The organism is Parvibaculum sp. (assembly GCF_049671045.1).
Lineage (GTDB): Bacteria > Pseudomonadota > Alphaproteobacteria > Parvibaculales > Parvibaculaceae > Parvibaculum.
Genome location: NZ_JBATUH010000102.1, coordinates 15,076 through 36,566, shown reverse-complemented (window position 1 = coordinate 36,566; position 21,491 = coordinate 15,076). Strand labels below are relative to the sequence as shown.

Genomic DNA, 21,491 nt, shown 5'->3' with positions numbered 1-21,491 from the left:
ATGGGCAATACGGCCAGTGCGAGGAGATGCTTTCTCACCGGTTTACCTTTCCGGAAAGGGCCACTGCATCAATCCAGCCACAAAACGGCTATGGTGTTCACTGACTGGCGGGGCGCTGGAAGCCAGCCGCGCAAATGAGATGAGTATGAGCAAGGCCTTCACAAAAGAGACTGATGAAGACGATGACGGCCATGATGCAGCAGATACGCTGCCGGCCGGCTTCAAGAATTACATCACGCCCGAAGGGCTCGAACGGCTCCACGCGGAGCTGCGGCACCTGCAGCGCGTCGAGCGGCCCAAGGTGGTGGAGGTGGTCGCCTGGGCGGCGGGGAACGGCGATCGCTCGGAGAATGGCGACTACATCTACGGAAAGAAGCGGCTTCGCGAGATCGACCGGCGGATGCGCTTTCTCGCCAAGCGGATCGAGATTGCCGAGGTTGTCGATCCGGCGCTGCAAAAGAACCGGGAGCGTGTCTATTTCGGTGCGACCGTCACCTATGCCACGGCGGCGGGCGACGAGCGGACGGTCCGCATTGTCGGCGTCGATGAGGCGCGGCTCGAGGAGGGCGAGGTGAGCTGGATTTCGCCCATCGCCCGGGCGCTGCTCAAGGCGGAGGAAGGCGACACGGTCGAGCTTCGCACACCCGCCGGGCCGGAAGCGATCGAAGTGGTGAAGATCAGCTATGGCGGCCGGTGATTTGCGTCGCGCCGCCATGCTAGCTTCGCTTTCGCGGGCACGGAAGATTCGGGAAGCGAAGGGCACAGGGGATGCGTACTCTCGACGAGTTGATGGCGGGCTACAGGGCCGAGCTGATTTCCCCGGTCGATGAGGCCGGGCAGGCTCTGGTCGAGCGGCTGATCGCGCCCAACGGAGATGCGATTCTGCGCGACATGCTGGCGCTCCGTGCGGAAACAGATCGGTTCATGCTTGGGCGGATCGCGGCCGCAAAGCCGGACGATGAGGGCATAGGCCCGCGGGCGGCCTATCCGGTGAGCTACTGCCTCGAGATCACGCGGCGGATGCTGCACCTCATGGGGCGCGCGCCCGCGCCCGCTCATATGACGGGGCTCGGGGCGATCCAGGAATTCGCCCGCGCCGGGGGCGTCGTCAAGCGCGTATGGGGCACGCTTCGGGACACCTATTTTCAGAATGCCATTCAGGTCGGCAACTACTATCTCGATGTGGCGAACGACACGGTCAATCCGAAGAAGGACAAGATCGAGCTTCTCCCGATGGCGGAGGCGAATTTCCGCAGCGTGGAGAATTTTTTCGAGTTCCAGAAAGTGGGGCGGGGCTATTGGGAGAGCCACATGATTCCCAATCGCCACTTCCCGAACCTCGCGCCCTATTTTCCTGTCATCACATTTTCCAGGCGCGGCGTGATCCGGCTCGACAGCGCGAATGCGTTCATGTTCCCGATGAATATCGAAAAGGGATTCGAGCCCGCCCGCGAATTCGTGCTGGGGGGCGAGGTGTCCGGCGGGGCCGAACCCTATGTGGAAGTACTCGCCCGGCTTGCGGCCCTTGACCCGCGCATGAGCGATCCGTCGAGCTTGCTCTGGTTCACGAAGGTCGCCGACAGAACGCGCCTTGAGGAAAGCTTCGTCCGTGTGCGAGGGCTTGGCCGTGCGGCGCTCGAGGCCGATGTGCAGCGCGTACTTGGCGTCGATCCCATACTGGGCAAGGGGCGGGCAGCGCAGCCGGCGCTTCACTAGGCCACGAAAGAAAACGGCCGGGTGTTCTGCCCGGCCGTCTTGTCACTTGCGATTTCAGCTCGCCGCCGATGCGCTGCGCTGGCGCTTCCGGCTGCGGCTTCCGGGCCGGTTGCGGCTTTCATGCCGCCTTGCCTCTCCATCGCGGGCCTCGCCCTGCGCCGGGCGGCCATGGCGCTTCGGCTTGCCGCCCCGGTGCCTCTTCGGCTGGCCGTGGGGCCGCTCCGGCCGCGGGCTTCCGCCTTCGCCGGCCTGCGGCGTATGCGGAGCGGTCTCGCCGATCAGCGGGCGCGTATCGACCACGGCAAGCGAACGGCGCGTCAGGCGCTCGATCGCCTTCAGATGCGACCGCTCCGAGGCGTCGCAGAAGGAGAGCGCAATGCCGCTCGCGCCGGCGCGTGCCGTGCGGCCGATGCGGTGGACGTAGCTTTCCGGCTCGTTCGGCAGTTCATAATTGACGACATGCGTGATGCCATCGACGTCGATGCCGCGCGCGGCGATGTCGGTTGCGACGAGCACCCGGGCGCGGCCCGAGCGGAACTCCTCGAGCGCCTTCTGACGCGCATTTTGCGACTTGTTGCCGTGGATCGCTTCCGAGGCTATCCCGCCCTTTTCGAGCTGCTCGCTCACCCGGTTCGCGCAATGCTTCGTGCGAGTGAAGATGATGACGCGCGACATGTCGGCGTTCTCAAGGAGCTTTGCCAGAAGCTCGCGCTTGCGCTTCTGATCGACGAAAAGCACATGCTGCTCGATGCGATCGACGGTCACGACTTCCGGCGTCACCTCCACGCGAACGGGAGATTGCAGGATGTCGGCGGCAAGCGACTCGATCGACTTCGGCATGGTCGCCGAGAAGAGAAGCGACTGGCGCGCGCGCGGCATGGCGGCGATGATCTTCTTCACGTCATGCACGAAGCCCATGTCGAGCATGCGGTCGGCTTCGTCGAGAACGAGCGTCGTCGTCTCGTCGAGGCGGACATGCCGCTGGTTCATCAGGTCGAGAAGGCGGCCCGGCGTCGCGACGAGAATGTCGACACCCTGCGAAAGCGCCTTCACCTGGCGGAACTGGCTGACGCCACCGAAGATGACCGTGTGACGCAGATGCAGGTGCCGGCCATAGATGCGCAGGCTTTCGTCGATCTGGATGGCGAGTTCGCGCGTCGGGGCGAGGATGAGCGCGCGCACGCCGCGCGGCGTGCGCTTGCGCTTTTCATTGGCGAGCTTCTGCAGGATCGGCAGCGAGAAGGCAGCGGTCTTGCCGGTGCCGGTCTGGGCGAGGCCGAGGAGATCGCGGCCTTCGAGCAGCGACGGGATCGCGCGGAACTGGATCGGGGTGGGGGTTTCGTAACCTTCCACGCTGAGCGCGCGGCAGATGGGCTCGGCAATGCCAAGCTCGGCAAATGTAGTGGACGTCATTCGATAAATATACTTTCTGACAAGCGCAACGAGCCGGCTCGAATGGCCGGACCTTCAACGCGGGTTTTCCGCGTCCAACGCGCTTGGATCGGGGGATCTGACTGTTTCGGGATTAGGCGCAGCCCGGGCGCATGGCCCATGGGGGCGGCGCAAAGCGCGCTCGCCAAAACAATCTCGCGCTAAATGCGCTTTTGTTCCGCTGATGTCAAGCAGCGAAGAGTGACTGCGAATTCATCATGCAATCCAGAGGCATAAGCGATTGTCGTTCGGCCCCAATGGGGGCATGATCGCCCGAATTGAAGGCGCGCTCCGGGGCAACGATGATCACAGCCTATGTCAGAACGAACGGTACCCTCAGCTCGCATGCTGTAGAACCGTCCGGCGTGATCCCCGAAGATGTCGTCTGGATAGATCTTCTCGAACCGACGCCAGAAGAAGAGCGCTTCGTCGATGAGGTGCTCGGCCTCGACGTCCCCTCCGAAGAGGAAATGCAGGAGATCGAGGTTTCGAGCCGTCTCTATCAGGAGCGGAATGCGCTTTACATGACGGCGACCGTCATGACAGGCGCGGACACGGCGAAGCCCGGCCGCTCCCCCGTGACCTTCGTTCTAGTGGGGCACCGTCTTCTCACGCTGCGCTATGCGGAGCCTCTGCCGTTCCGCGTCTTCGCGGCCAAGGCGCGGCGCCATGCGGCGAATTTCAATACGGGCGAGGAGGTGCTTGCCGGTCTTCTCGATGCGATTGTCGATCGCGTCGCCGATATTCTCGAGCGCGTGCAGGGCGAGATCGACATACTTTCCAGCGAGATCTTCGTCCGGGAAGAGAGCGCCCCCAAACTCGATTTCGACGAGGTGCTGAGGCGCATCGGCAGGACGCAGGCGCTGACCACGCAGGCGCGGGAAAGCCTTGTCAGCATCGCGCGCCTCCTGAGCTTCATCGGCAGGCCGGCGGAAACCAAGCTGCCGAAAGCCTTCGAGCGCGGCTTCAAGACGATCTCGCGGGACGTCATGGCGCTCAGCGATCATGCGAGTTTTCTGGCGAGCAACATCAACTTCATGCTCGATGCCACGCTCGGCCTGATCAACAGTGAACAGAACGGCATCATCAAGATTTTCTCGGTCGCCGCCGTCGTCTTTCTGCCGCCAACGGTCATCGCCAGTATCTATGGCATGAACTTCCAGAGCATGCCCGAACTGGGCTGGTCGCTGGGCTATCCGTTCGCGCTGGGATTGATGGTGCTTTCGGCCGTTCTTCCCTATTACTATTTCAAGCGTCGAGGCTGGCTCTGATTCGCCGCTCGGGAAGCGCGAAAGTAACCTTCCGCCGCCGGAAATAGGATCAAAATCCCTTGCGGCAGCGGGCAATAAAAGGTTCACTACGCGCGAACAAGCAGGGCGGGTTCCGCCCGGAGTGCCCGGAATATGGGCGGTTTCGGGGGACGCGAGGCTGAACCCGCGAGAAGTCGTGTTTAGCGCCGGCCCCGCGCCAGCAAGAGGGACGCATGGGCCTCAAGGTTCTGATACTCGGTGTCAATGGCTTCATCGGCAGCCATCTCAGCGAAACCATTCTCAAGACGCGCGACTGGGAGGTCTATGGAATGGACCTCCAGCAGGACAAGCTGGACGGCTGTCTTGGCCACCCGCGTTTCCACTTCGTCGAAGGCGACATCACGATCAACAAGGAGTGGATCGAGTATCACGTCCGCAAATGCGACGTGGTGCTGCCGCTCGTCGCGATCGCGACGCCCGCCATCTATGTCTCCGATCCGCTGCGTGTGTTCGAACTCGATTTCGAGGCGAACCTCGCTGTCGTGCGCTATTGCGTGCGCTACAAGAAGCGCGTGGTCTTCCCCTCGACCTCCGAAGTCTATGGCATGTCGCCGGACAAGGAGTTTGACGAGGAAACGAGCAATCTCGTGCTCGGGCCGATCAGCAAGCAGCGCTGGATCTATTCCTGCTCGAAGCAGCTTCTCGATCGCGTGATCCATGCCTATGGGCTCAAGGGCCTGCTGCGCTACACGCTCTTCCGCCCGTTCAACTGGATCGGGCCGAAGCTCGACAACATCCAGGCGGCGAATGAAGGCTCGTCCCGCGTTCTGACGCAGTTTCTCGGCAATATTCTGCGCGGCAAGGATATTCAGCTCGTCGATGGTGGCGCGCAGAAGCGCTGCTTCCTCTATATCGACGATGCGATGGGCGCGCTGATGAAGATTCTCGAGAACGGGAACGGCATCGCCGATCAGCGCATCTTCAACATCGGTAATCCGAAGGCGGAGCTTTCCATCGCCGAGCTTGCCGAGATGATGCTGTCCGTCGTGTCCGAGTTTCCGGGCTATGAGAATGTGCGCGACCGTGTGCGGCTCGTGAAGACGAGTTCCGGCGAATATTACGGCCAGGGCTATCAGGACATGCTGGTGCGCGTGCCGTCGATCAAGGCGGCGCAGACGCATCTCGGCTGGCAACCCACGACGGATGTGAGAAGTGCCATCAAGCAGACGGTCGAATTCTATATCGACCAGTTCGGCTCCGGCGCCGACAGAGGGGCGGTCGAAAGCGAATTGCTGTGAGCATGGCGGAATGAGCGCACCGAAGCTCGCCATCAAGATCGACGTCGATACCGATCGCGGCACTCGCGAAGGCGTGCCGGCGCTGCGCGACCTGCTGCGAAAGAAGGGCGTGCCCGCCACCTTCCTGTTCTCGCTCGGCCCGGACAATACGGGCCGCGCGATACGCCGGATTTTCCGTCCGGGCTTTTTCAGGAAGGTGAGCCGCACGAGCGTCGTTTCGGTCTATGGCCTGCGCACGCTGATGAATGGCGTGCTGCTGCCCGGCCCCGACATCGCCAGGCGCAATGCGGCGGTCATGCGCTCGGTCGCCGATGCGGGCTTTGAAACGGGCATCCATTGCTGGGATCATGTTTTCTGGCAGGACAGGCTTTTCGCGCTGAGCGAGGCGTGCGTGCTGGAGGAATTCGGCAAGGCGCGGCGGGCCTATGAGGAGGTTTTCGGCAGGCCCGCAAGGACGGCGGGCGCCGCCGGCTGGCAGGCGAATGCGGCAAGCCTCGCCGCCTATGATGCCGCCGGGCTCGACTATGCGACCGATGTGCGGGGCGGCGCGCCCTTCTTCCCGGCGGTCGGCGCCCGCAGGTTCAGGACGCTGCAGATCCCGACGACGCTGCCCACGCTCGACGAGCTTATGGGCAGGCCGGAATATCCGCTGGGGAAACTTGCTGATACGCTGCTTGCGCGGCTGGAACCGGGGAAGCTCGATGTCTTCACGATACATGCCGAAATCGAGGGCATGAGCATGCTCGACTGGTTCGGACAGTTCATTGATCGCGCGAAGGAGCGGGGCGTCGCCTTCGTCTCGCTCGCCGACGAGGCGGCGGCGCTCAACGCCCGGCGCGATGCCGTGCCCGTCGCCCGGCTCGATCAGGGCGAGGTCGATGGCCGGTCCGGCACGCTCGCCGTGCAGGGCGCGCGCATCGAGGAGCGGGCCGCATGACGAGATATCTTCCGCTCATCTTCACCGGCGTCCTGCTGAATGCGGTGGCGCAGCTCGCCCTAAAGCAGGGCATGCGCCAGATCGGACATTTCGATTTCACGCCGGCGACGCTCTTCGCCATGAGTTGGCGGATCGGCACGAACGGCTATGTCGTGCTCGGCCTTGCCTGCTATGTCGTCAGCGTCGCGGTGTGGCTTCTCGCCCTGTCGCGCGTCGAGGTGAGCTTCGCCTATCCGATGCTCTCGGTCGGCTACATCGTCACCGCAGTCGCGGCATTTTATTTCTTTGGAGAGGCGCTAACGCCGGTCCGTATCGCCGGAATCATCGTCATCATCTTCGGCGTATATCTGATTTCACGGACCTGAACCCGAGCCAGCGGATCTTCGATATGAGTGACGCCACGATCACCGAACCCGATGCGAAGACGCTTCAAAGCGCGCCTGAAATCAGCATCGTCATCCCCGTCTATAACGAGGCGCAGAACCTGCCTCTGCTGTTCGAGCGGCTTTGCGCGGTGGTCGACCGGATGGGGCGGCCGTGTGAGGTCGTCTTCACCGACGATGGCAGCAAGGACAATTCGCTCGAAATCCTGAAGGGATTTGTCACGAAGCGCCCGGACATCATTCGCGTCGTGGAGTTCGATCGCAATTACGGCCAGCACATGGCCGTCATGGCGGGGTTCGAGACGGCGCGCGGCGAGATCATCGTCACGCTCGACGCCGATCTGCAGAACCCGCCGGAGGAAATTCCGAAACTCGTCGCCGAGATCGACGCCGGCCACGATGTCGTCGGCTCCTATCGGCGGAACAGGCAGGACAGCGTCTTCAGGACGCTCCCCTCGCGCATCGTCAATCTCGTCCGCGAGCGTATCACCGGCATCAAGATGCGCGATCAGGGCTGCATGCTGCGCGCCTACAGGCGGAGCATCGTCCGCATCATCGTCGAGAGCGGCGAGACGTCGACCTTCATCCCGGCGATGGCGCAATTCTATGCCGAGCGGCCGAGCGAGGTGGAAGTGGAGCATGCGGCGCGGCATGCAGGCGTTTCCAACTATAATCTCTACAAGCTCATCCGGCTCAATTTTGACCTGATGACGGGCTTCAGCCTCGTGCCGCTGCAACTTTTCACCATGGTCGGCATGGTGGTGTCGGGCGCGAGCCTGCTCCTCGTCGTCTACATGCTGTTGCGGCGTCTCTTCATCGGACCGGAAGCGGAGGGCATCTTCACGCTTTTCACCATCCTCTTCTTCCTGCTCGGCGTGGTGATTACGGGGCTCGGCATTGTCGGCGAATATGTCGGCCGCATTTATCAGCAGATCAGGGCTCGTGCGCGCTTCCGCATTCGCGCCATTCATGAGAAGCGCTGACCGCAGTGTCCGACCGACCGGCAAAGCAGGGGATCGTCGTCTTCGCCTATAGCGAGGTGGGGCATGCCTGCCTCAAGGCGCTGCTCGATCGCGGCGAGAACATCCTCGCGCTCCTCACGCATGAAGATGCGGCGGACGAGCGGCTCTGGTTCCAGTCCTGCGCGCATCTCGCGCGTGAGCGCGGCGTGCCCGTCTATACGGCGGAGCCGAAGGATCCGGATGTCGAGCGCACGATCCGCGATCTCGCGCCCGATCTCATCTTCTCCTTCTACTACCGCAAGATGATACCGGAGCGCGTGCTCTCGCTCGCGCGGCTCGGCGCCTACAACATGCATGGCTCGCTCCTGCCGCGATATCGCGGCCGGGCGCCGCTCAACTGGGCGATCATTCATGGCGAGAAGGAAACGGGCGTCACGCTTCACGTCATGGTCAAGGCCGCGGATGCGGGCGACATCATCGATCAGGAAAGCGTGCCGATAGGGCCGGAGGAAACGGCCGGCGAGGTTGCGCAGCGCATTCCGGCCGCGGCCGTCAGCGTCATCCTGCGCCAGATCGACCAGCTGAAAGCCGGGACCGCGGTGCGTCATGCGCAGGACGTGTCGCGGGCGAGCTATTTCGGCATCAGGCGGCCGGAGGATGGCCGCATCGACTGGTGGCAGACATCAGCAGACATCTTCAATCTCGTGCGCGCCGTTGCGCCGCCCTTTCCCGGCGCTTTCACGGAGGCGCGCGGGCGCAGGCTCATGGTCTGGAAGGCGCGCGTAACCGCGGGCACAGGGCGCGCCGGCGAGGTTATTTCGCTTTCGCCTCTCGTCATCGCGACGGGCGAGGGCGCGGTGGAACTCGTGCATTTCGGCTATGAAGGAGAAAACGACACAGGTGCGAGCGCTTCGGTTCTCGCAAGCCTGCATGTCGGCGATCTATTGGGGGACGGGGTTTGAAGCTCGGTGAAATTCTCGACAGACGCGGCGTGATGGCGCTTCTCGCGCTTCTCTTCGTCGCGCTTTTCCTTTTCGATATTGGCGGGCGCACGCTCTCCTCGCCGGACGAGGGACGCTATGTCGAAATTCCGCGCGAGATGGTCGAGAGCGGCGACTATGTGCTGCCGCGTCTCAACGGCATTCTTTATTTTGAGAAGCCGCCGCTTTTCTACTGGCTCGAAGCCTCCGCCATAAAGGTTTTCGGCATTTCCGAATGGTCGATGCGGCTCTGGCCGGCCCTGCTCGGTCTTTTCGGCTGCTGGATGACCTATGCATTCGGCCGCCATTTCTACGGGCGGACAGCGGGCGTCGTCTCGGCGGGCGTACTGGCGACGACGCTGCTTTATTACGCGCTGGCCCGCTTCATCATTCTCGACATGGCCGAGGCCGTGTTCATGACGGCCGCGCTCTTCGCCTTTCTTCTGTCGGCAGAGGAGAAGGAGGAAAGACGCGCGCTCTGGTGGGCGCGGGCGGGCCACGCCGCCGCGGCGCTCGCCGTGCTGTCGAAAGGGCTCATCGGCGTCCTGCTGCCGGGGCTGGTCGGGCTCGTCTGGGTGGTGATGCTCGGGCGCTGGTCCTTCGTGCGGCGCGCCTTCTGCCCGTCGGGCATACTTATCTTCCTCGCCATCGCCACGCCCTGGCATGCGCTTGCGGCGATGAGGAACCAGGATTTCCTCTGGTTCTACTTCGTGCATGAGCATCTCCTGCGCTTCACCACCGATGTCCACAGGCGCGAAGGGCCACTATGGTATTTCGTTGGCGTGCTGGCCGTCGGCTTCCTGCCATGGACCGGCTATCTCTGGAATGCGGTGAAGGAAGCCCTGCCCGCGAGCTGGGCGAGGCGGCGCGAGCGCCCCGTCGAGCTGTTCCTGATCCTCTGGGCGGGGGTCATCTTCGTCTTCTTCTCGGTGTCGAGTTCCAAGCTGCCGCCCTATATCCTGCCGATCTTTCCGCCGCTGGCGCTTCTCACGGGACGCCTGCTGGCGCCGCGCCTCGAGGCGATGGAGAAGGACGATCTGCCCATCGGGCGGATTTTCTTCATCGGCATATTCGCGCTGCTCGCAATTGGCGTTCCCGTTGCCTATCTGACGCCGATCTTCGCTGCGAACGAGGATGTCGGGCCCTATCTCGACATCGTCGCGCCCTTCGTCATTGCGATGGCGGCGATCTTCGCCGCGCTGGTCATCGCCGCGATCGTTCTTCCCCGCCGCTATGGCATAGGCGCGACGGTTGCCAGCGTGACGCTTGCGGGCGTTCTCGGCTGGACGGGCGTCAGTCTCGTCGCCTCGGCGGCCGATCCGAATTCGGTGAAGCCCGTCGCCGATGTCATCAACACCTATCGCAAGCCGGGTGAAATCGTCGCGAGCTACGGCACGCTGTTTTACGATCTGCCGCCCTATATCGACGATAAGGTGCTCGTTGTGGACAATACGGGCGAGTTCGTCTTCGGCATGTCACAGGAAGATGTGAGCCGCTACCTGACCGACTCGGCGCAATTCGCGAAGATGTGGAACGGGGAGCAGCGGATGTACATGGTGGCGCGCACCAGATACTTCCGGACATGGGAGGCGGAAGGACTCGCGCGGCGCATGTGCATCATCAAACGCACGAACAGGGCCGTTGCCGCCGCCAATTATCGCGTGCTCGATGCGGAGGGACGCTCGATCTGCGATCCGTGGTACGACCATGAGGGCGGATCGTCTCAAGGCACAGAAGGGCCGCGATCGTGAATGCGGGAAGCCGCACCGACTGGTTTCTGATACGCCATGCGCCGGTGCAGGGGCAGGAGGCGCGATATTACGGCCAGCTCGATGTGGCGGCTGAGCCGGTGAGCCCGGTCGTCGCCGCCGGGCTTTCCCGGCTGTTGCCGCCGGTCGCCGTCTGGATGTCGTCGCCGCTTTCGCGCACACGGGCGACGGTGCTGGCGCTGAAGCTCGGCGCCGATCCCATCGCGATACAAGATTTCACCGAGCAGAATTTCGGCCTCTGGCAGGGGCGCGGCCATAACGAGGTCTATGCCGCGAACAAGGGGTTTGACTGGAACAATCCGGCGAAGATCAGGCCGCCCGAAGGCGAAAGTTTCGCTGATCTCACCGCCCGCATCGCCAATGCCATGGAGCGGCTGACCGCGCATTATGCGGGCCACTCCATCGTCGCCGTCACCCATGCAGGCGTCATCCGCTCCGCGATCGGATTTGCCCTCGGCCTCGATCCGGGTACGGCGCTTCGCATCGACATTGCGCCGCTGTCGCTGACGCGGCTCACCTGCCGCATCGTCAATGGCGAGCCGGTGTGGAGTCTCGGCTGCGTCAATTACGAAGTCGTCGTCTGAAGGCGCGTTCCTGGTCCGCTTTGGTGGAAGCTGCCCTAGTCCGCCTTGGCGGAAGCTGCATCGTCTCCGAGCGCGGCGAGCATGGCGCCGATGCGTTCTTCCAGGTGCTGAAGGGCGGTTGCCAGCCGCGCCGTGCGCTGGCCGGTCATGTCCTGGAACGAGGATGCCATGAAGATACCGCGCGCATGCGTGTCGAGTTCGTCGCAGAGATCGCCGTCCGCGCCCTGTCCGCGCAGCCGCTCGCCGATTTCCTGAACGCGCTCCGCGGCGGCGAGAATATCGCGTGTCGCCCGTTCCGCCGCCGAGGCGATGGCATCTAGATCGGCCGCTTCCGCATGATGCGGGCCGCCATCTCCGCTTGGTTTGATCGCGGCGAGGTCGCTGCGGGTCTCCTCGATGGATTTCCGCATCTCTTCGAGATCGTGGCGGATGTAGCGCGCGGCGGCGGCCTCCCTGCTGCCGGTCGCCGCCTCGTATAGCCTTTCGATGGCGTCGAGGAGTTCGGCCGTGTTGGCGGCGCGGTTGCGGCGCGCGAATTCGGCGAGGAACCAGCGTCCGCGCGCGCTCTCGCTCACGGCCTCGACGATGGCCTCATAGTCCGATTGGCTGCTGGCCGCGGGTTCGCTCATCTGATCTCCATCAAGCGCAAGCCACGCATGTGGTTTCGCGGTCGCGCTCAAGCCGGGATGGCGGGCGAAGGGCGATTATCCGGACGATTGCTTACCTTTTGCTTATCATTGCCGCGTGGCCCCGGCCTTGCGGCGGGGGCCAAGGCGTGGCACCCATGGCGGAATGAAACCCCGCGCAAGGAAAGACCGATGACCGCCCGTCAACTGCCCATCGACATCGAAGCCGTGAAGGGGTTCATGGATGCGGAGGAGGGCTGGGCGCTTCACGATGCGGCGCTCGATGCCTCAAGGCGCGGGCCTTGCCTCGAGATCGGCTCTTATTGCGGCAAGTCGACCGTCTATATCGGCGTCGCCTGCCAGAGAAACGGCGCGGTGCTTTATGCGCTCGACCATCATTACGGTTCCGAGGAAAACCAGAAGGGCTGGGAGCATCACGACGCCTCGCTCTACGATCCGGAGACGGACCGCCTCAACACGTTTCCGCTCTTCCGACACACGCTCAGGCTTGCGCGTCTCGAGGATACGGTCGTGCCGGTCGTCGCGCCCTCGACGGTCGCCTCGAAGGGCTGGGCGACGCCGCTTGCCATGGTTTTCATCGATGGTGGGCATGGCATGGAGCCCGCGCTCGACGACTATCGCCATTGGGCGCCGCGCGTGATGCCGGGCGGCGTGCTGGCGATCCATGACGTCTTCCCGGACCCGAAGGATGGCGGCCGCCCGCCCTATGAGATCTACAAGATGGCGCTTGCGTCCAATCTCTTCGCGGAAGAGCGGGCGGTGAAGAGCCTGAGGCTACTCCGCCGCCTCGGCTAGCGTGCGCTCGGCGAAGAGGCGGGAGGCAGGCGTGGTGCCCGTCACCGCATCGGTTGCGAGGATGACGGCCGCCGCGGTCCAGGCCGGCCTTTCGGCGGGCCAGGCGACGTTCTGGTCGAACTGGAAGCCCATCCAGTAGGCGCCGCATTCCGCGCGCCATTGATGCTGCCAGGAAAGAAGCTCCTCGGCGCGCTTGCGTTCGCCCGCAACTAGAAGCGCCATGACGAGTTCGGCCGATTCCGCGACCGTCACCCAGGGCTGGTCGAGCACGCAGCGGCAGCCCTTGCCTTCCTCGACGAAGATGTCCCATTTGGCCGCGAGGCGCTTGCGGGCCGCCTCGCCCGTGACGGCGCCGGAGAGTACCGGATAGTACCAGTCCATCGAGTAGCGGTCCTTCGGCTCCCAGGTCCGGTCGAAGCGATGGGGCTTCTCGCGCAGCGCCTCGCCGAGCCGCACCCGCGCCGCGCTCCATTCGCGCGTCGGGTGGCCCAGTTCGCGCGCGATATGGATCGCACATTCGAGGCTCTTGTAGATCGACGAGCAGCCGGTCACGAGCGCATCGTCTTCCGGCGTATGCGGATCATTGGCCGCCCAGCGCACGTCGCCATGCGCGGTCTGATGCGCGACGACGAAGCCGATCGCCGCTTCCACATGAGGCCATATTTCCACGAGCCACTGGCGGTCGCGCGTCACCAGATAGTGATGCCAGGCGCCGGTGGCGATATAGGCGGTGAAGTTCGTGTCGCGAATGGGCTTGCCCGCGCCTTCATCGCCGCCCGTATACTGATGATCGTCGTCGAAGGGAACGGCCGAGCCGAGCTGGCCCCACCATGAGCCGTCGGGGAGCTGCGTTTCTGCAAGATAGCGAAAGGCGCGCCGCGCATGCAGGGTCTCGCCGATGACGGTGAGGCCCATCGCCGCCTCGGTGTGGTTCCACGGGTCGATCACGCCGCCGTCGTACCAGGGGATCGCGCCATTGTCGCGCTGCAGGTCGAGAATGCGCGCGCGCGCGCCATCGAAGAAGTTGTCGGGAATGGCATCGCCGAGGGTGAGAAGTGTCATGCTCACGCCGTTCCCTTGGTGAAATAGAGGACGACGCTCTTGCCCATCAGCGGACCGGCCACCTTCTCGAGCGTTCGCGTCAGCCACGGCCGCTCCAGAATGTCCCATTCGAGAAAGCGCTTGTAGAGATTGACGATCTTCACATCCTCGCGCTTCACGCCGAAGGCGCATTTGAGCCACCAATAGGGCGAGTGGAGGCCATGCGCGAAGTGCTTGTAGAAGTGCCTGAGGCCCTTTTCCTCGACCGCGCCCTTGAGTTCGCTTTCCTTGAAGATGCGGACATGGCCGCCGGGCTCATTGTGATAGTCGTCGCTGAGCGCCCAGCAAACCCATTCCGTCCAGAAGCGCGGAACGCTGATGGCGAGAGTGCCGCCAGGCTTCAGCACGCGCGCGATCTCGCTGACCGCCTGACGGTAATCCGGGATGTGCTCCAACACTTCCGAGCAGATGATCTTGTCGAAGGTCGCATCGGCGAAGGGCAGTTGCAGCGCATTGCCGACCGAGAGCGAGTAGTGGTGCTTCTCGATCTCGTCCGGGTCCGTCCAGGCGGGGAAGAGGCCGGGCTTTCCGGGCGTTGCATCCGAACCGCCGAAAGCGGCGACGAAACCATCGCGCGTATGCTTCACATCCTCGAAGCCAAGGTCGAGGCCGACGACATGGCAGCGCGCATGGAAATACATGGCATGGACGTGACGGCCCCTGCCACAACCAAGGTCGAGCGCTCGCTCGCCGTCCTTAAGCCCGAGCGTGTTCAGATCGACGGTCTGCATCAGCTATGGTCTGCCTGTAGATTTCGGTGACTTCGCGCGCGGCGCGCTCCCATTTGAACTTCGCGAGAATACGCTCGCGTCCCGCCGCGCCGAGGCGCGCGCGGGCTTCCGGATCGTCGAGAAGCGCGCCGATCGCGGTTGCGAGCGCGGCCGGGTTCGAGTGCTGGACGACGATGCCCGCATCGCCGACGACCTCGGGCAGCGAGCCGCCATTGGTGGCGATGACCGGCGTGCCGCAGGACATCGCTTCGCCCGCCGGAAAGCCGAAGCCTTCATAGACCGAGGGCGAGATCGCTATCGTCGCCTCGTTGTAGATCTCGGTGATCTGCTCGTCGGTGATGCCGCCGATGAACTCGACCTTGTCCATGATGCCGAGTTCGCGCAATTCGTCCGACGTGTTGCCCTCGCGCAGGCGGCCGATGACCCTGAGCTTCAGGTTGGGGCGCGTCTTCAAAAGCTCCGCATAGGCGCGGATGAGATAGATGAGGCCCTTCAGCGGCACGTCGGCGCTGGCGCAGGCGACGATGAGATCGTCGCGGCGCTTGATATGCGGCATCGGTCTGAACTGGACGTGATCGATGCCGTGGAGCACGAGCCGGGTGCGCTCCGGCTTCACGCCGAATTCGCGCACGATATCGCGGCGCGTGCTTTCGGAAACGACGATCAGCGGATCGAGCTCGCGCGCCACCTTCATCTGCATGTTGAGGAAAGAGTACCAGCGCCGCTTGAACAGCCGCAGCTTCAGCGTCTTGGCATGCGCGATGTCGATGCGGCGATCCATGGTGATCGGGTGGTGGATCGTGCCGACGATCGGCAGGCCCATGTCCCGCAGTTTGAGCAGGCCCCAGCCGAGCGTCTGGTTGTCGTGGCAGACGTCGTAATCCGAGACAGTGCCGCGGACATAGCGCGCCATGCGCTCGCAGAATGTGTAGGGCTCGGAGAAGCCCCCGGTCGCATGGCTCCACCACTCATAGAGGTCGATCGGCCAGGCGAACATCCAGGGCCGCAGCGAGCGGATCGGATGCGGGTTGGCGTAGAGGTCGAGCGAGGGAAGCTTGATGAGCTTCACGCGCGGATCGAGTTCGGGATAGGGCGGCCCGGAAATCACGTCGATCTGGTGGCCCATATCCGCGAGCGCCTTGGCGATGTGGCGCATATAGACGCCCTGGCCGCCGGTCGTGGGGTTGGAGCGATAGCTGGGCAGGAGGATACGCAGGGGCCGGTCGCCTGCTATGGCGGCCTGCTTCGCATGTGCATCCAGCGTTTTCGGGGCGTGAGCAATGTTCATCGATTCATCGCCCGTCTCATCGCGCTCCAGCACTTGCGACATGCGTGGTGTTCCTTGCTCTGGTCTGTGCCGATGGCGGCGCGGAGTGTGAAGGGGTTCCTCACATCTATCTCATGCTGCGCCGCGGTCAAAATGGTGGCGGATCATAACGGCTAAGGCCTTGAGCAACAAGCGCTTACACGATTGTAAATACCGCAGGCGGCCTGAAATTAATGGCAGACGTCAATTTTGTTTGTGCCCTAAGGCAATCCTCGAGATGGCACGCAAAAAGACGGCCGGCAATGTGCCGGCCGCCGGATTTCTGCGCATATCCCCGGTTCTCCCGACCAATGCCGCCCCTGGCGGCCGCATCGCGAGATCGGGGAGGCGGGTTCAGCCGAAGCGCCGCTTCAGCCAGTCGACCATCAGCGCGTTCAGGGCCTCCGGCTGCTCCGATTGGGTCCAGTGGCCGCAATTCGCAATGACATGCTTTTCGAGGTCGGGGACATATTGCTCCATGCCATCGGCCATGGAGGGCCTGAGCACATAGTCGTCGGCGGCCGAGATCATCAGCCCCGGCACGTTCACCTTTTCAACGATGCCTTCCGACTGGCGCCAGTTGCGCGAGAAGTTGCGATACCAGTTGATGCCGCCTTCATAGCCCGACTTCTCGAAGGCACGGACATAAGTGTCGAACTCCTCCTTCGTCAGCAGCTGTTCGCCGCCCCATGTGCTTTCGTCGGCCTGGAACGCCTTGAGGAAGGCGAGGTTTTTTTCGGAAGCGGGCCGCGCGTCGAATTCGGCGAGCGTCATGCCGCTCCTGCGATACCAGAAGCGCATGGAGCGCGCGACATCGGCCCCGAGCAGCTTTTCCGCCTCGCCGTATTTCTGGAAATAGACGATGTACATGTCCTCGCCGAAGACCATCCTCATGCCTTCGATCGGATCGATCGGCCCGCGCGGGATGAAGGGCGTGTTGACGCCGATGACGCCCGCGACACGGTCGGGATGCATGAGCGGCATCTGCCAGACGACGAAGCCGCCCCAGTCGTGGCCGGCGAAGATCGCCTTTTCGAGGCCAAGCGCATCGAGCAGGCCGACGAGGTCGCCGGTCAGGTGCTGCATGTCATAGAGCGGGATCGCGTCGGGACCCTTCGGGCCGCCGGTATTGCCATAGCCGCGCTGATCCGGCGCGATGGCGCGGAAGCCGGCCTTGGCGAGCGCGGGGAGCTGGTGCCGCCAGGAATAGGCGATCTCGGGAAAGCCGTGGCAGAGAATGACGGGCACGCCGTCCTTCGGCCCCTCCTCATATACGGCCATGTCGAGGCCGTTGGTCTTGACGTAGTAGGGCTCCGGAAACGCCATTAATTTTCTCCCGTTTGGAATTTTCTCAAGTGTCGGCTTTCAGCCGCTCGAAATCCACCGTCGGCGAAAGGCCGAGCGATGTCAGCATGGCGCGGCGGCCGGGGCCGAGCGTCGGCGGATAGAAGGCCGCGTTGCGCTTGCGGCCACGGAACCAGACGCGCAGAACCTTCGCCATGTTGCGCATGTCCTTCAGCCAGAGCGAGGGATGTTCGATCATGTGGAAGCCGCGCATGAAGGCGCGCATCAGCGTCACATCCGAGCGCACGGCGGTCATCACACCATCTTCCATGAAGCTTGCCAGCAGTCTCGCCTTGAGGCTCGGCCTGTAGTCGGGATTGAGCGCGTTGCGGGCCGCGCGAATGGCGGCGGTGTCCTGCTGCACCATCGTGTCGTAATAGGGCCGCAGGTTCTCCTCGACGCGGGCGTGGAAGGCGACCGCGCGTTCGGCCGGATCGGCGATCTCTTTCAGCACATCGCGCAGGAGATGCGCCTGCACGGCGGCGAAGGAGCAGCCGCGCCCATAGAGAGGATTGGTGCGGATGACGCCGTCGCCGAGCGGGAAGAAATTGAGAGCGAGCGGCTTTCCGTCCTTGACCATTAATCGCCAGCGGCTCTGCAACTCGCCCATGCCGAAGACGCGGCTCCGCGCTTCCGATGTTTCGGCCGAGGTCCAGCGCGCGATGCCGGGGATCTGGGCGCAGATATGGTCGAAGATCTCTGGACGGACGATCGCGCGGCGAAGCTCCATTTCCGTTTCCGGCACGGCCAGCGTGATCGAGAAGCAGCGATTATCGGCGGGGAAGAGGCCGTATTTGATGTAGCGCATGTCGGCGGCGCCCGGAAATTCGGTGCGCTCGGGTTCGGCGACGCCCTCGCGAAGACGGTAGTGCCGCGTGAAGTAGACGATGCCCGCGGGCGCCACCGTCTCCTCGATGGCGAGCCCGTGTTCCTTGAACCAGTCGACCATGAGGCTGTTCTTGCCCGAGCCATCGACGATGATGTCGGCGCGTATCTCGCGCCTGCCCGTCGCATCGTCCTCGGCGATCACGCCCTTGACGGTGAGCGCGTCGCCGTTGCGCTCGGCCAGCAGGCCGCGCACGCGCGTCTCGTTGACGAAGCGGACGCCGGGCTGGCGGGCGACATAGCGGCGCATCACGAGTTCGAGCGTGGTGCGCCGGCTCGTCAGGATGGTGAGGTCCGCATCCTCGTCGATGGGCGTGTAGTCCGGCAGGAGCTTCAGCGGCACCATGTTGCTGAAGGGGATCGCGACGCAGCCCGCGTCCAGCAGGTCCTGCAAGAGATCGGGGTAGTTGTCGCGGATGAGCTTGTAGAGACGGGCGAGAAAGGCGTGGCTGTGGCGCAAATGGCCGACGCCTTTGCGCTCCCACTTCTCGAAGGCCTCGTCCGCCGAGGTTTCCGGCGGGGGAGCGTCGCGGTCGAGGACGGTGACGTGCCGGCCCGGGCCGTTGAGTGCGAGCGCCGCCGAAAGCCCCGCAATGCCCGCGCCGATGATCAATACCTCTTCGCCCATGCTCACTCCCCTTCACACGCGCCTTGCTTACCCCGGTCGTTTTTGAAAACTAGACCGTAGTACAGCGAAGATAGGGAGGGGCGCCGGGCCTGTCCAGACGGATCGACGCTTCGATCCGCCATTTTTTTAGAGATGACTCATCTTTGAAAGGAGGCTCAGGCGGGTGCACGAAGGCCCGCCGCGAGGAGGCAGACCCAGCCGATCATGAAGGAGAGCCCGCCGATAGGTGTCACGAGCACGAGGGCGCGGCTTCCGGTGAGGCCGAGAACATAGAGCGAGCCCGAAAAGAGGAGCGTGCCGATGACAAAGGCCGCGCCCGCCGCCGAGACGAGGCTCGACGGTTCGCGCGAGGCGAGCCAGGCGACCGCGAGGAGCGCCAGGGCGTGATACATCTGATAGCGTGCGCCGATCTCGAAGGCGTTGAGCTGGTCGGCCGGCACCTTGTTGGCGAGGCCATGCGAGCCGAATGCGCCAAGCGCGACGGCTATCAGTCCCGACAGCGCGCCGGCGGTCAGCCAGAGTTTCATCGTCTTTTCCCTTTTCCATCGTCTTGTCTATCCCTTGGGCGGCGCACATGCTGCACCAGGAAGAGCAAGGGAGGAAGACATGACCGATTTGAGGCGCATCGTCACGGGGCACAATGCGGCGGGTAAATCCGTGGTCGCCATAGACGGGCCGCCCGCGCGCCAACTCGGCGCGGATGCGGGCGGATTGTTCGAGATATGGAACACCGACGGCGCGCGCATCGACAGCTACGACCGCACCGACCGCGCTGATATCGATGTCGTGCTCTCGCCCGCGAAGGGCGGTTCCAAATTCCGCTGGTTCCGTATCGCGCCGACGCCGCCCGGCACACCGCGCGAGGTGCTGGAAGCGGCCTATGCCGACGCCTTCGCGCAGATGGGCGCGTCACACGAGCGCGTCGACACGACGCGCCATCCCGGCATGCACAAGACGAAGACCATCGACTACATCATCCTGCTGGAAGGCGAGGTGACGCTTTATCTCGACGAAGCCGAGGTTCGTTTGAAGCCGCATGATGTCGTCGTGCAGCGCGGCACCAATCACGCATGGGTCAATACCGGCACGACGCCCGCGCTGCTGGTCGCAGTGCTGATCGACGCGGATGTCGTCGTGTGATGTCCATTTCCGATTTTCATACCGCGCGTCTCACAGCCACGCCGCTTGATCTCGGCCATCTCGATGAACTTTGTGTTCTGCACAAGGATGCCGAAGTGTCGAAATTTCTCGGCGGCGTGCGCGATGAGGCGGCGACGCATAAATACATCACCGACAATGTTGCGCATTGGCGCGAATATGGTTTCGGCACATGGGCCTTGCGCGACAAGGCGGGCGCGTTTGCGGGCCGCTGCGCGTTGCGGCACATCACCATCAATGATGTGGACGAGGTGGAGATCGGATATACTTTCCATCGCGCTTTCTGGGGGCAGGGGCTTGCCACCGAAGTTTCCCGCAAGGTTCTTGAGATCGGATTTGAGGCTTTGGCGCTGCCCACCATCATCGCCTTTGCGGAGGTGGAACACAGAGCCTCGCGCCGCGTAATGGAAAAGCTCCGCTTCCGGTTTGAGGCCGACCGCGAGATCAAGGGCGCGCTTTGCGCGGTTTACAGGCTTCAGGCGCCATGAACATCAACCCGCTCGTTCCCGAACTCTACGTCGCTGACTTTGATCGAAGCCTCGCCTTCTATCGCGACATGCTCGACTTCCAGATCATGTATATGCGGGCCGAGGAACGTTTCGCCTTTCTGGAGCGGGAGGGCGCGCAACTGATGATCGAGCAGTCCACCGACCCCGCGCGCATATGGGCGGCGGCGGAGCTTGCGCATCCCTATGGACGCGGCATCAATCTGCAAATCCGCGTCCGCAATGTCGATGCCTTGCATCAAAGCCTTGCGGCTGCGAGCATCTCCTTCTTCGTTGCGCTGGAAGATAAATGGTATCGCCGCGACGAGGAGCTTGTCGGCAATCGCCAGTTCGTCATTCAGGACCCGGACGGTTACCTGCTGCGCTTCTATGGCGATCTCGGTGCAAGGCCCGTGATGCGCGCCTGAATTACTTCGCCTGCGCCGCGAGAGAGCGCCGTAGCGTATCCAGTGAGGTCTTGCGGATGCGCTCGAGATCGGTCGAAGCGTCGATCAGCCATTGCGTGCTGATGCCGAGAATGAGGCTGCCGATCATCAGCGCGGCCGCTTCCGCATCGAGATCCTTCGAAATCGAGCCTTCCGCCTGTCCCTCGCGAATATGCGCCTCGAAGCGTTCCTTCGCCTTCATGTGCGAGGCGGCGAAGGCCGCGCGGAGATGCGAAAGCGTTGCGACCGATCCCGCCATGGCGACGAAATAGGAGCGGATGGCCTGCTCGCGCTCGAAATTGCGCAGATAGATGTCGACGGAGGAAAGGATCGCGTCGAGCCCGGTCATGTCGGCCCGGCCTTCCGCGGAGGCAAGCTCCATCGAGCGCTCATGGAGATAGTCGATCAGCGCCTCGATCATGCCGTCCTTCGAGCCGAAGCGCTGGCTCGCAAGGCCGCGGCTATAGCCTGCCCGCGCGCCGACCTTCTCGAAGGTGGCGGCGTTGAACCCTTCTTCGGCGATGAGTTCGGCGGCCGCCAGCAGAAGCCCACGGTCGGATTCCGCTCGCCGCTCGGCCTGCGTCCGGCGCGGGGCCCGGCTGCGGCGGGGAAGGGTCAGGTTTCCGGTCGAGTCGGCCATTTATGCTCTTTACTT

Annotated in this window: 23 protein-coding genes; 14 read left to right on the top strand and 9 right to left on the bottom strand. The window is 63.6% G+C overall.

Going from position 1 to position 21,491, the window contains the following annotated elements:
• The first annotated feature begins 145 nt into the window (after positions 1-145).
• Both greB and WBG82_RS11450 read left to right on the top strand, forming a co-directional pair.
• Positions 146-697 carry a transcription elongation factor GreB gene (gene greB, locus WBG82_RS11455; protein ID WP_424424656.1) on the top strand — a complete coding sequence of 184 codons (552 nt, stop codon included), beginning with the start codon at positions 146-148 and terminating at the stop codon, positions 695-697.
• Positions 698-768: 71 nt separating this feature from the next.
• Positions 769-1,716 (top strand): hypothetical protein, encoded by a 948-nt coding sequence (locus tag WBG82_RS11450; RefSeq protein ID WP_424424655.1) that lies wholly within the window; start codon positions 769-771, stop codon positions 1,714-1,716.
• Positions 1,717-1,770: 54 nt separating this feature from the next.
• Here WBG82_RS11450 and WBG82_RS11445 read toward each other — a convergent pair whose 3' ends face one another.
• Positions 1,771-3,129: a DEAD/DEAH box helicase gene (locus WBG82_RS11445; RefSeq protein WP_424424654.1), complete on the bottom strand. Its 1,359-nt coding sequence runs from the start codon at positions 3,127-3,129 to the stop codon at positions 1,771-1,773.
• Positions 3,130-3,449: 320 nt separating this feature from the next.
• Between WBG82_RS11445 and WBG82_RS11440 the strand changes: the two genes are divergently transcribed.
• The 8 genes from WBG82_RS11440 to WBG82_RS11405 all read left to right on the top strand — a co-directional run bounded on the left by WBG82_RS11440 (position 3,450) and on the right by WBG82_RS11405 (position 11,310).
• On the top strand, positions 3,450-4,418 hold the full coding sequence (locus WBG82_RS11440) for a magnesium transporter CorA family protein (RefSeq protein WP_424424653.1): 969 nt from the start codon (positions 3,450-3,452) through the stop codon (positions 4,416-4,418).
• Between the two features lie 212 nt (positions 4,419-4,630).
• Positions 4,631-5,695 (top strand): bifunctional UDP-4-keto-pentose/UDP-xylose synthase, encoded by a 1,065-nt coding sequence (locus WBG82_RS11435; RefSeq protein ID WP_424424652.1) that lies wholly within the window; start codon positions 4,631-4,633, stop codon positions 5,693-5,695.
• Positions 5,696-5,705: 10 nt separating this feature from the next.
• Positions 5,706-6,632, top strand: coding sequence for a polysaccharide deacetylase family protein (locus WBG82_RS11430; protein ID WP_424424651.1), 927 nt, complete (start codon positions 5,706-5,708; stop codon positions 6,630-6,632).
• Positions 6,629-6,997, top strand: coding sequence for an EamA family transporter (locus tag WBG82_RS11425; protein WP_324297770.1), 369 nt, complete (start codon positions 6,629-6,631; stop codon positions 6,995-6,997). The genes WBG82_RS11430 and WBG82_RS11425 overlap by 4 nt, the downstream gene beginning before the upstream one ends.
• Positions 6,998-7,020: 23 nt before the next feature.
• Entirely contained in the window at positions 7,021-7,998 is a 978-nt protein-coding gene (locus tag WBG82_RS11420; protein WP_424424650.1) for a glycosyltransferase, read from the top strand.
• Positions 7,999-8,003: 5 nt separating this feature from the next.
• Positions 8,004-8,939, top strand: coding sequence for a formyltransferase (locus WBG82_RS11415; RefSeq protein WP_424424649.1), 936 nt, complete (start codon positions 8,004-8,006; stop codon positions 8,937-8,939).
• Positions 8,936-10,708: a phospholipid carrier-dependent glycosyltransferase gene (locus tag WBG82_RS11410; protein WP_424424648.1), complete on the top strand. Its 1,773-nt coding sequence runs from the start codon at positions 8,936-8,938 to the stop codon at positions 10,706-10,708. The genes WBG82_RS11415 and WBG82_RS11410 overlap by 4 nt, the downstream gene beginning before the upstream one ends.
• Positions 10,705-11,310, top strand: coding sequence for a histidine phosphatase family protein (locus WBG82_RS11405; RefSeq protein WP_424424647.1), 606 nt, complete (start codon positions 10,705-10,707; stop codon positions 11,308-11,310). Before WBG82_RS11410 ends, WBG82_RS11405 begins: the two co-directional genes overlap by 4 nt.
• A 35-nt stretch (positions 11,311-11,345) precedes the next feature.
• On the opposite strand, the gene WBG82_RS11400 is transcribed toward WBG82_RS11405, so the two are convergent.
• Entirely contained in the window at positions 11,346-11,939 is a 594-nt protein-coding gene (locus WBG82_RS11400) for a hypothetical protein (protein ID WP_424424646.1), read from the bottom strand.
• A gap of 189 nt (positions 11,940-12,128) precedes the next feature.
• Here WBG82_RS11400 and WBG82_RS11395 point away from each other — a divergent pair, with 189 nt between their 5' ends.
• Entirely contained in the window at positions 12,129-12,752 is a 624-nt protein-coding gene (locus WBG82_RS11395; RefSeq protein ID WP_424424645.1) for a class I SAM-dependent methyltransferase, read from the top strand.
• Here the strand turns inward: WBG82_RS11395 and WBG82_RS11390 are convergent.
• From WBG82_RS11390 to WBG82_RS11365, 6 genes are all read right to left on the bottom strand, one after another.
• Entirely contained in the window at positions 12,732-13,814 is a 1,083-nt protein-coding gene (locus WBG82_RS11390; RefSeq protein WP_424424644.1) for a prenyltransferase, read from the bottom strand. The two genes, WBG82_RS11395 and WBG82_RS11390, sit on opposite strands and share 21 nt — an antisense overlap.
• Positions 13,815-13,816: 2 nt before the next feature.
• Entirely contained in the window at positions 13,817-14,584 is a 768-nt protein-coding gene (locus tag WBG82_RS11385; protein WP_324297755.1) for a class I SAM-dependent methyltransferase, read from the bottom strand.
• On the bottom strand, positions 14,550-15,914 hold the full coding sequence (locus tag WBG82_RS11380; RefSeq protein ID WP_424424643.1) for a glycosyltransferase family 4 protein: 1,365 nt from the start codon (positions 15,912-15,914) through the stop codon (positions 14,550-14,552). Before WBG82_RS11380 ends, WBG82_RS11385 begins: the two co-directional genes overlap by 35 nt.
• Before the next feature lie 330 nt (positions 15,915-16,244).
• On the bottom strand, positions 16,245-17,216 hold the full coding sequence (locus tag WBG82_RS11375; protein WP_424424642.1) for an alpha/beta fold hydrolase: 972 nt from the start codon (positions 17,214-17,216) through the stop codon (positions 16,245-16,247).
• Between the two features lie 25 nt (positions 17,217-17,241).
• Complete coding sequence (locus WBG82_RS11370) at positions 17,242-18,747, bottom strand: FAD-dependent oxidoreductase (RefSeq protein WP_424424641.1); 1,506 nt, start codon at positions 18,745-18,747, stop codon at positions 17,242-17,244.
• Positions 18,748-18,902: 155 nt separating this feature from the next.
• The gene (locus WBG82_RS11365; RefSeq protein WP_424424640.1) at positions 18,903-19,274 is read right to left on the bottom strand and encodes a DUF423 domain-containing protein; all 372 of its coding nucleotides are present in this window, start codon (positions 19,272-19,274) and stop codon (positions 18,903-18,905) included.
• A 79-nt stretch (positions 19,275-19,353) separates the two neighbouring features.
• On the opposite strand from WBG82_RS11365, the gene WBG82_RS11360 reads away from it, so the two are divergent.
• The 3 genes from WBG82_RS11360 to WBG82_RS11350 are packed head-to-tail and all read left to right on the top strand — an operon-like array spanning position 19,354 to position 20,818.
• Positions 19,354-19,887: a cupin domain-containing protein gene (locus WBG82_RS11360; RefSeq protein ID WP_424424639.1), complete on the top strand. Its 534-nt coding sequence runs from the start codon at positions 19,354-19,356 to the stop codon at positions 19,885-19,887.
• Positions 19,887-20,393 carry a GNAT family N-acetyltransferase gene (locus WBG82_RS11355; protein ID WP_424424638.1) on the top strand — a complete coding sequence of 169 codons (507 nt, stop codon included), beginning with the start codon at positions 19,887-19,889 and terminating at the stop codon, positions 20,391-20,393. Before WBG82_RS11360 ends, WBG82_RS11355 begins: the two co-directional genes overlap by 1 nt.
• Positions 20,390-20,818 carry a bleomycin resistance protein gene (locus WBG82_RS11350; protein WP_424424637.1) on the top strand — a complete coding sequence of 143 codons (429 nt, stop codon included), beginning with the start codon at positions 20,390-20,392 and terminating at the stop codon, positions 20,816-20,818. The genes WBG82_RS11355 and WBG82_RS11350 overlap by 4 nt, the downstream gene beginning before the upstream one ends.
• Before the next feature lies 1 nt (position 20,819).
• Here the strand turns inward: WBG82_RS11350 and WBG82_RS11345 are convergent, their stop codons facing one another.
• Positions 20,820-21,476, bottom strand: a complete 657-nt coding sequence (locus WBG82_RS11345; protein WP_424424636.1) for a TetR/AcrR family transcriptional regulator — start codon at positions 21,474-21,476, stop codon at positions 20,820-20,822.
• Between the last annotated feature and the right edge of the window lie 15 nt (positions 21,477-21,491).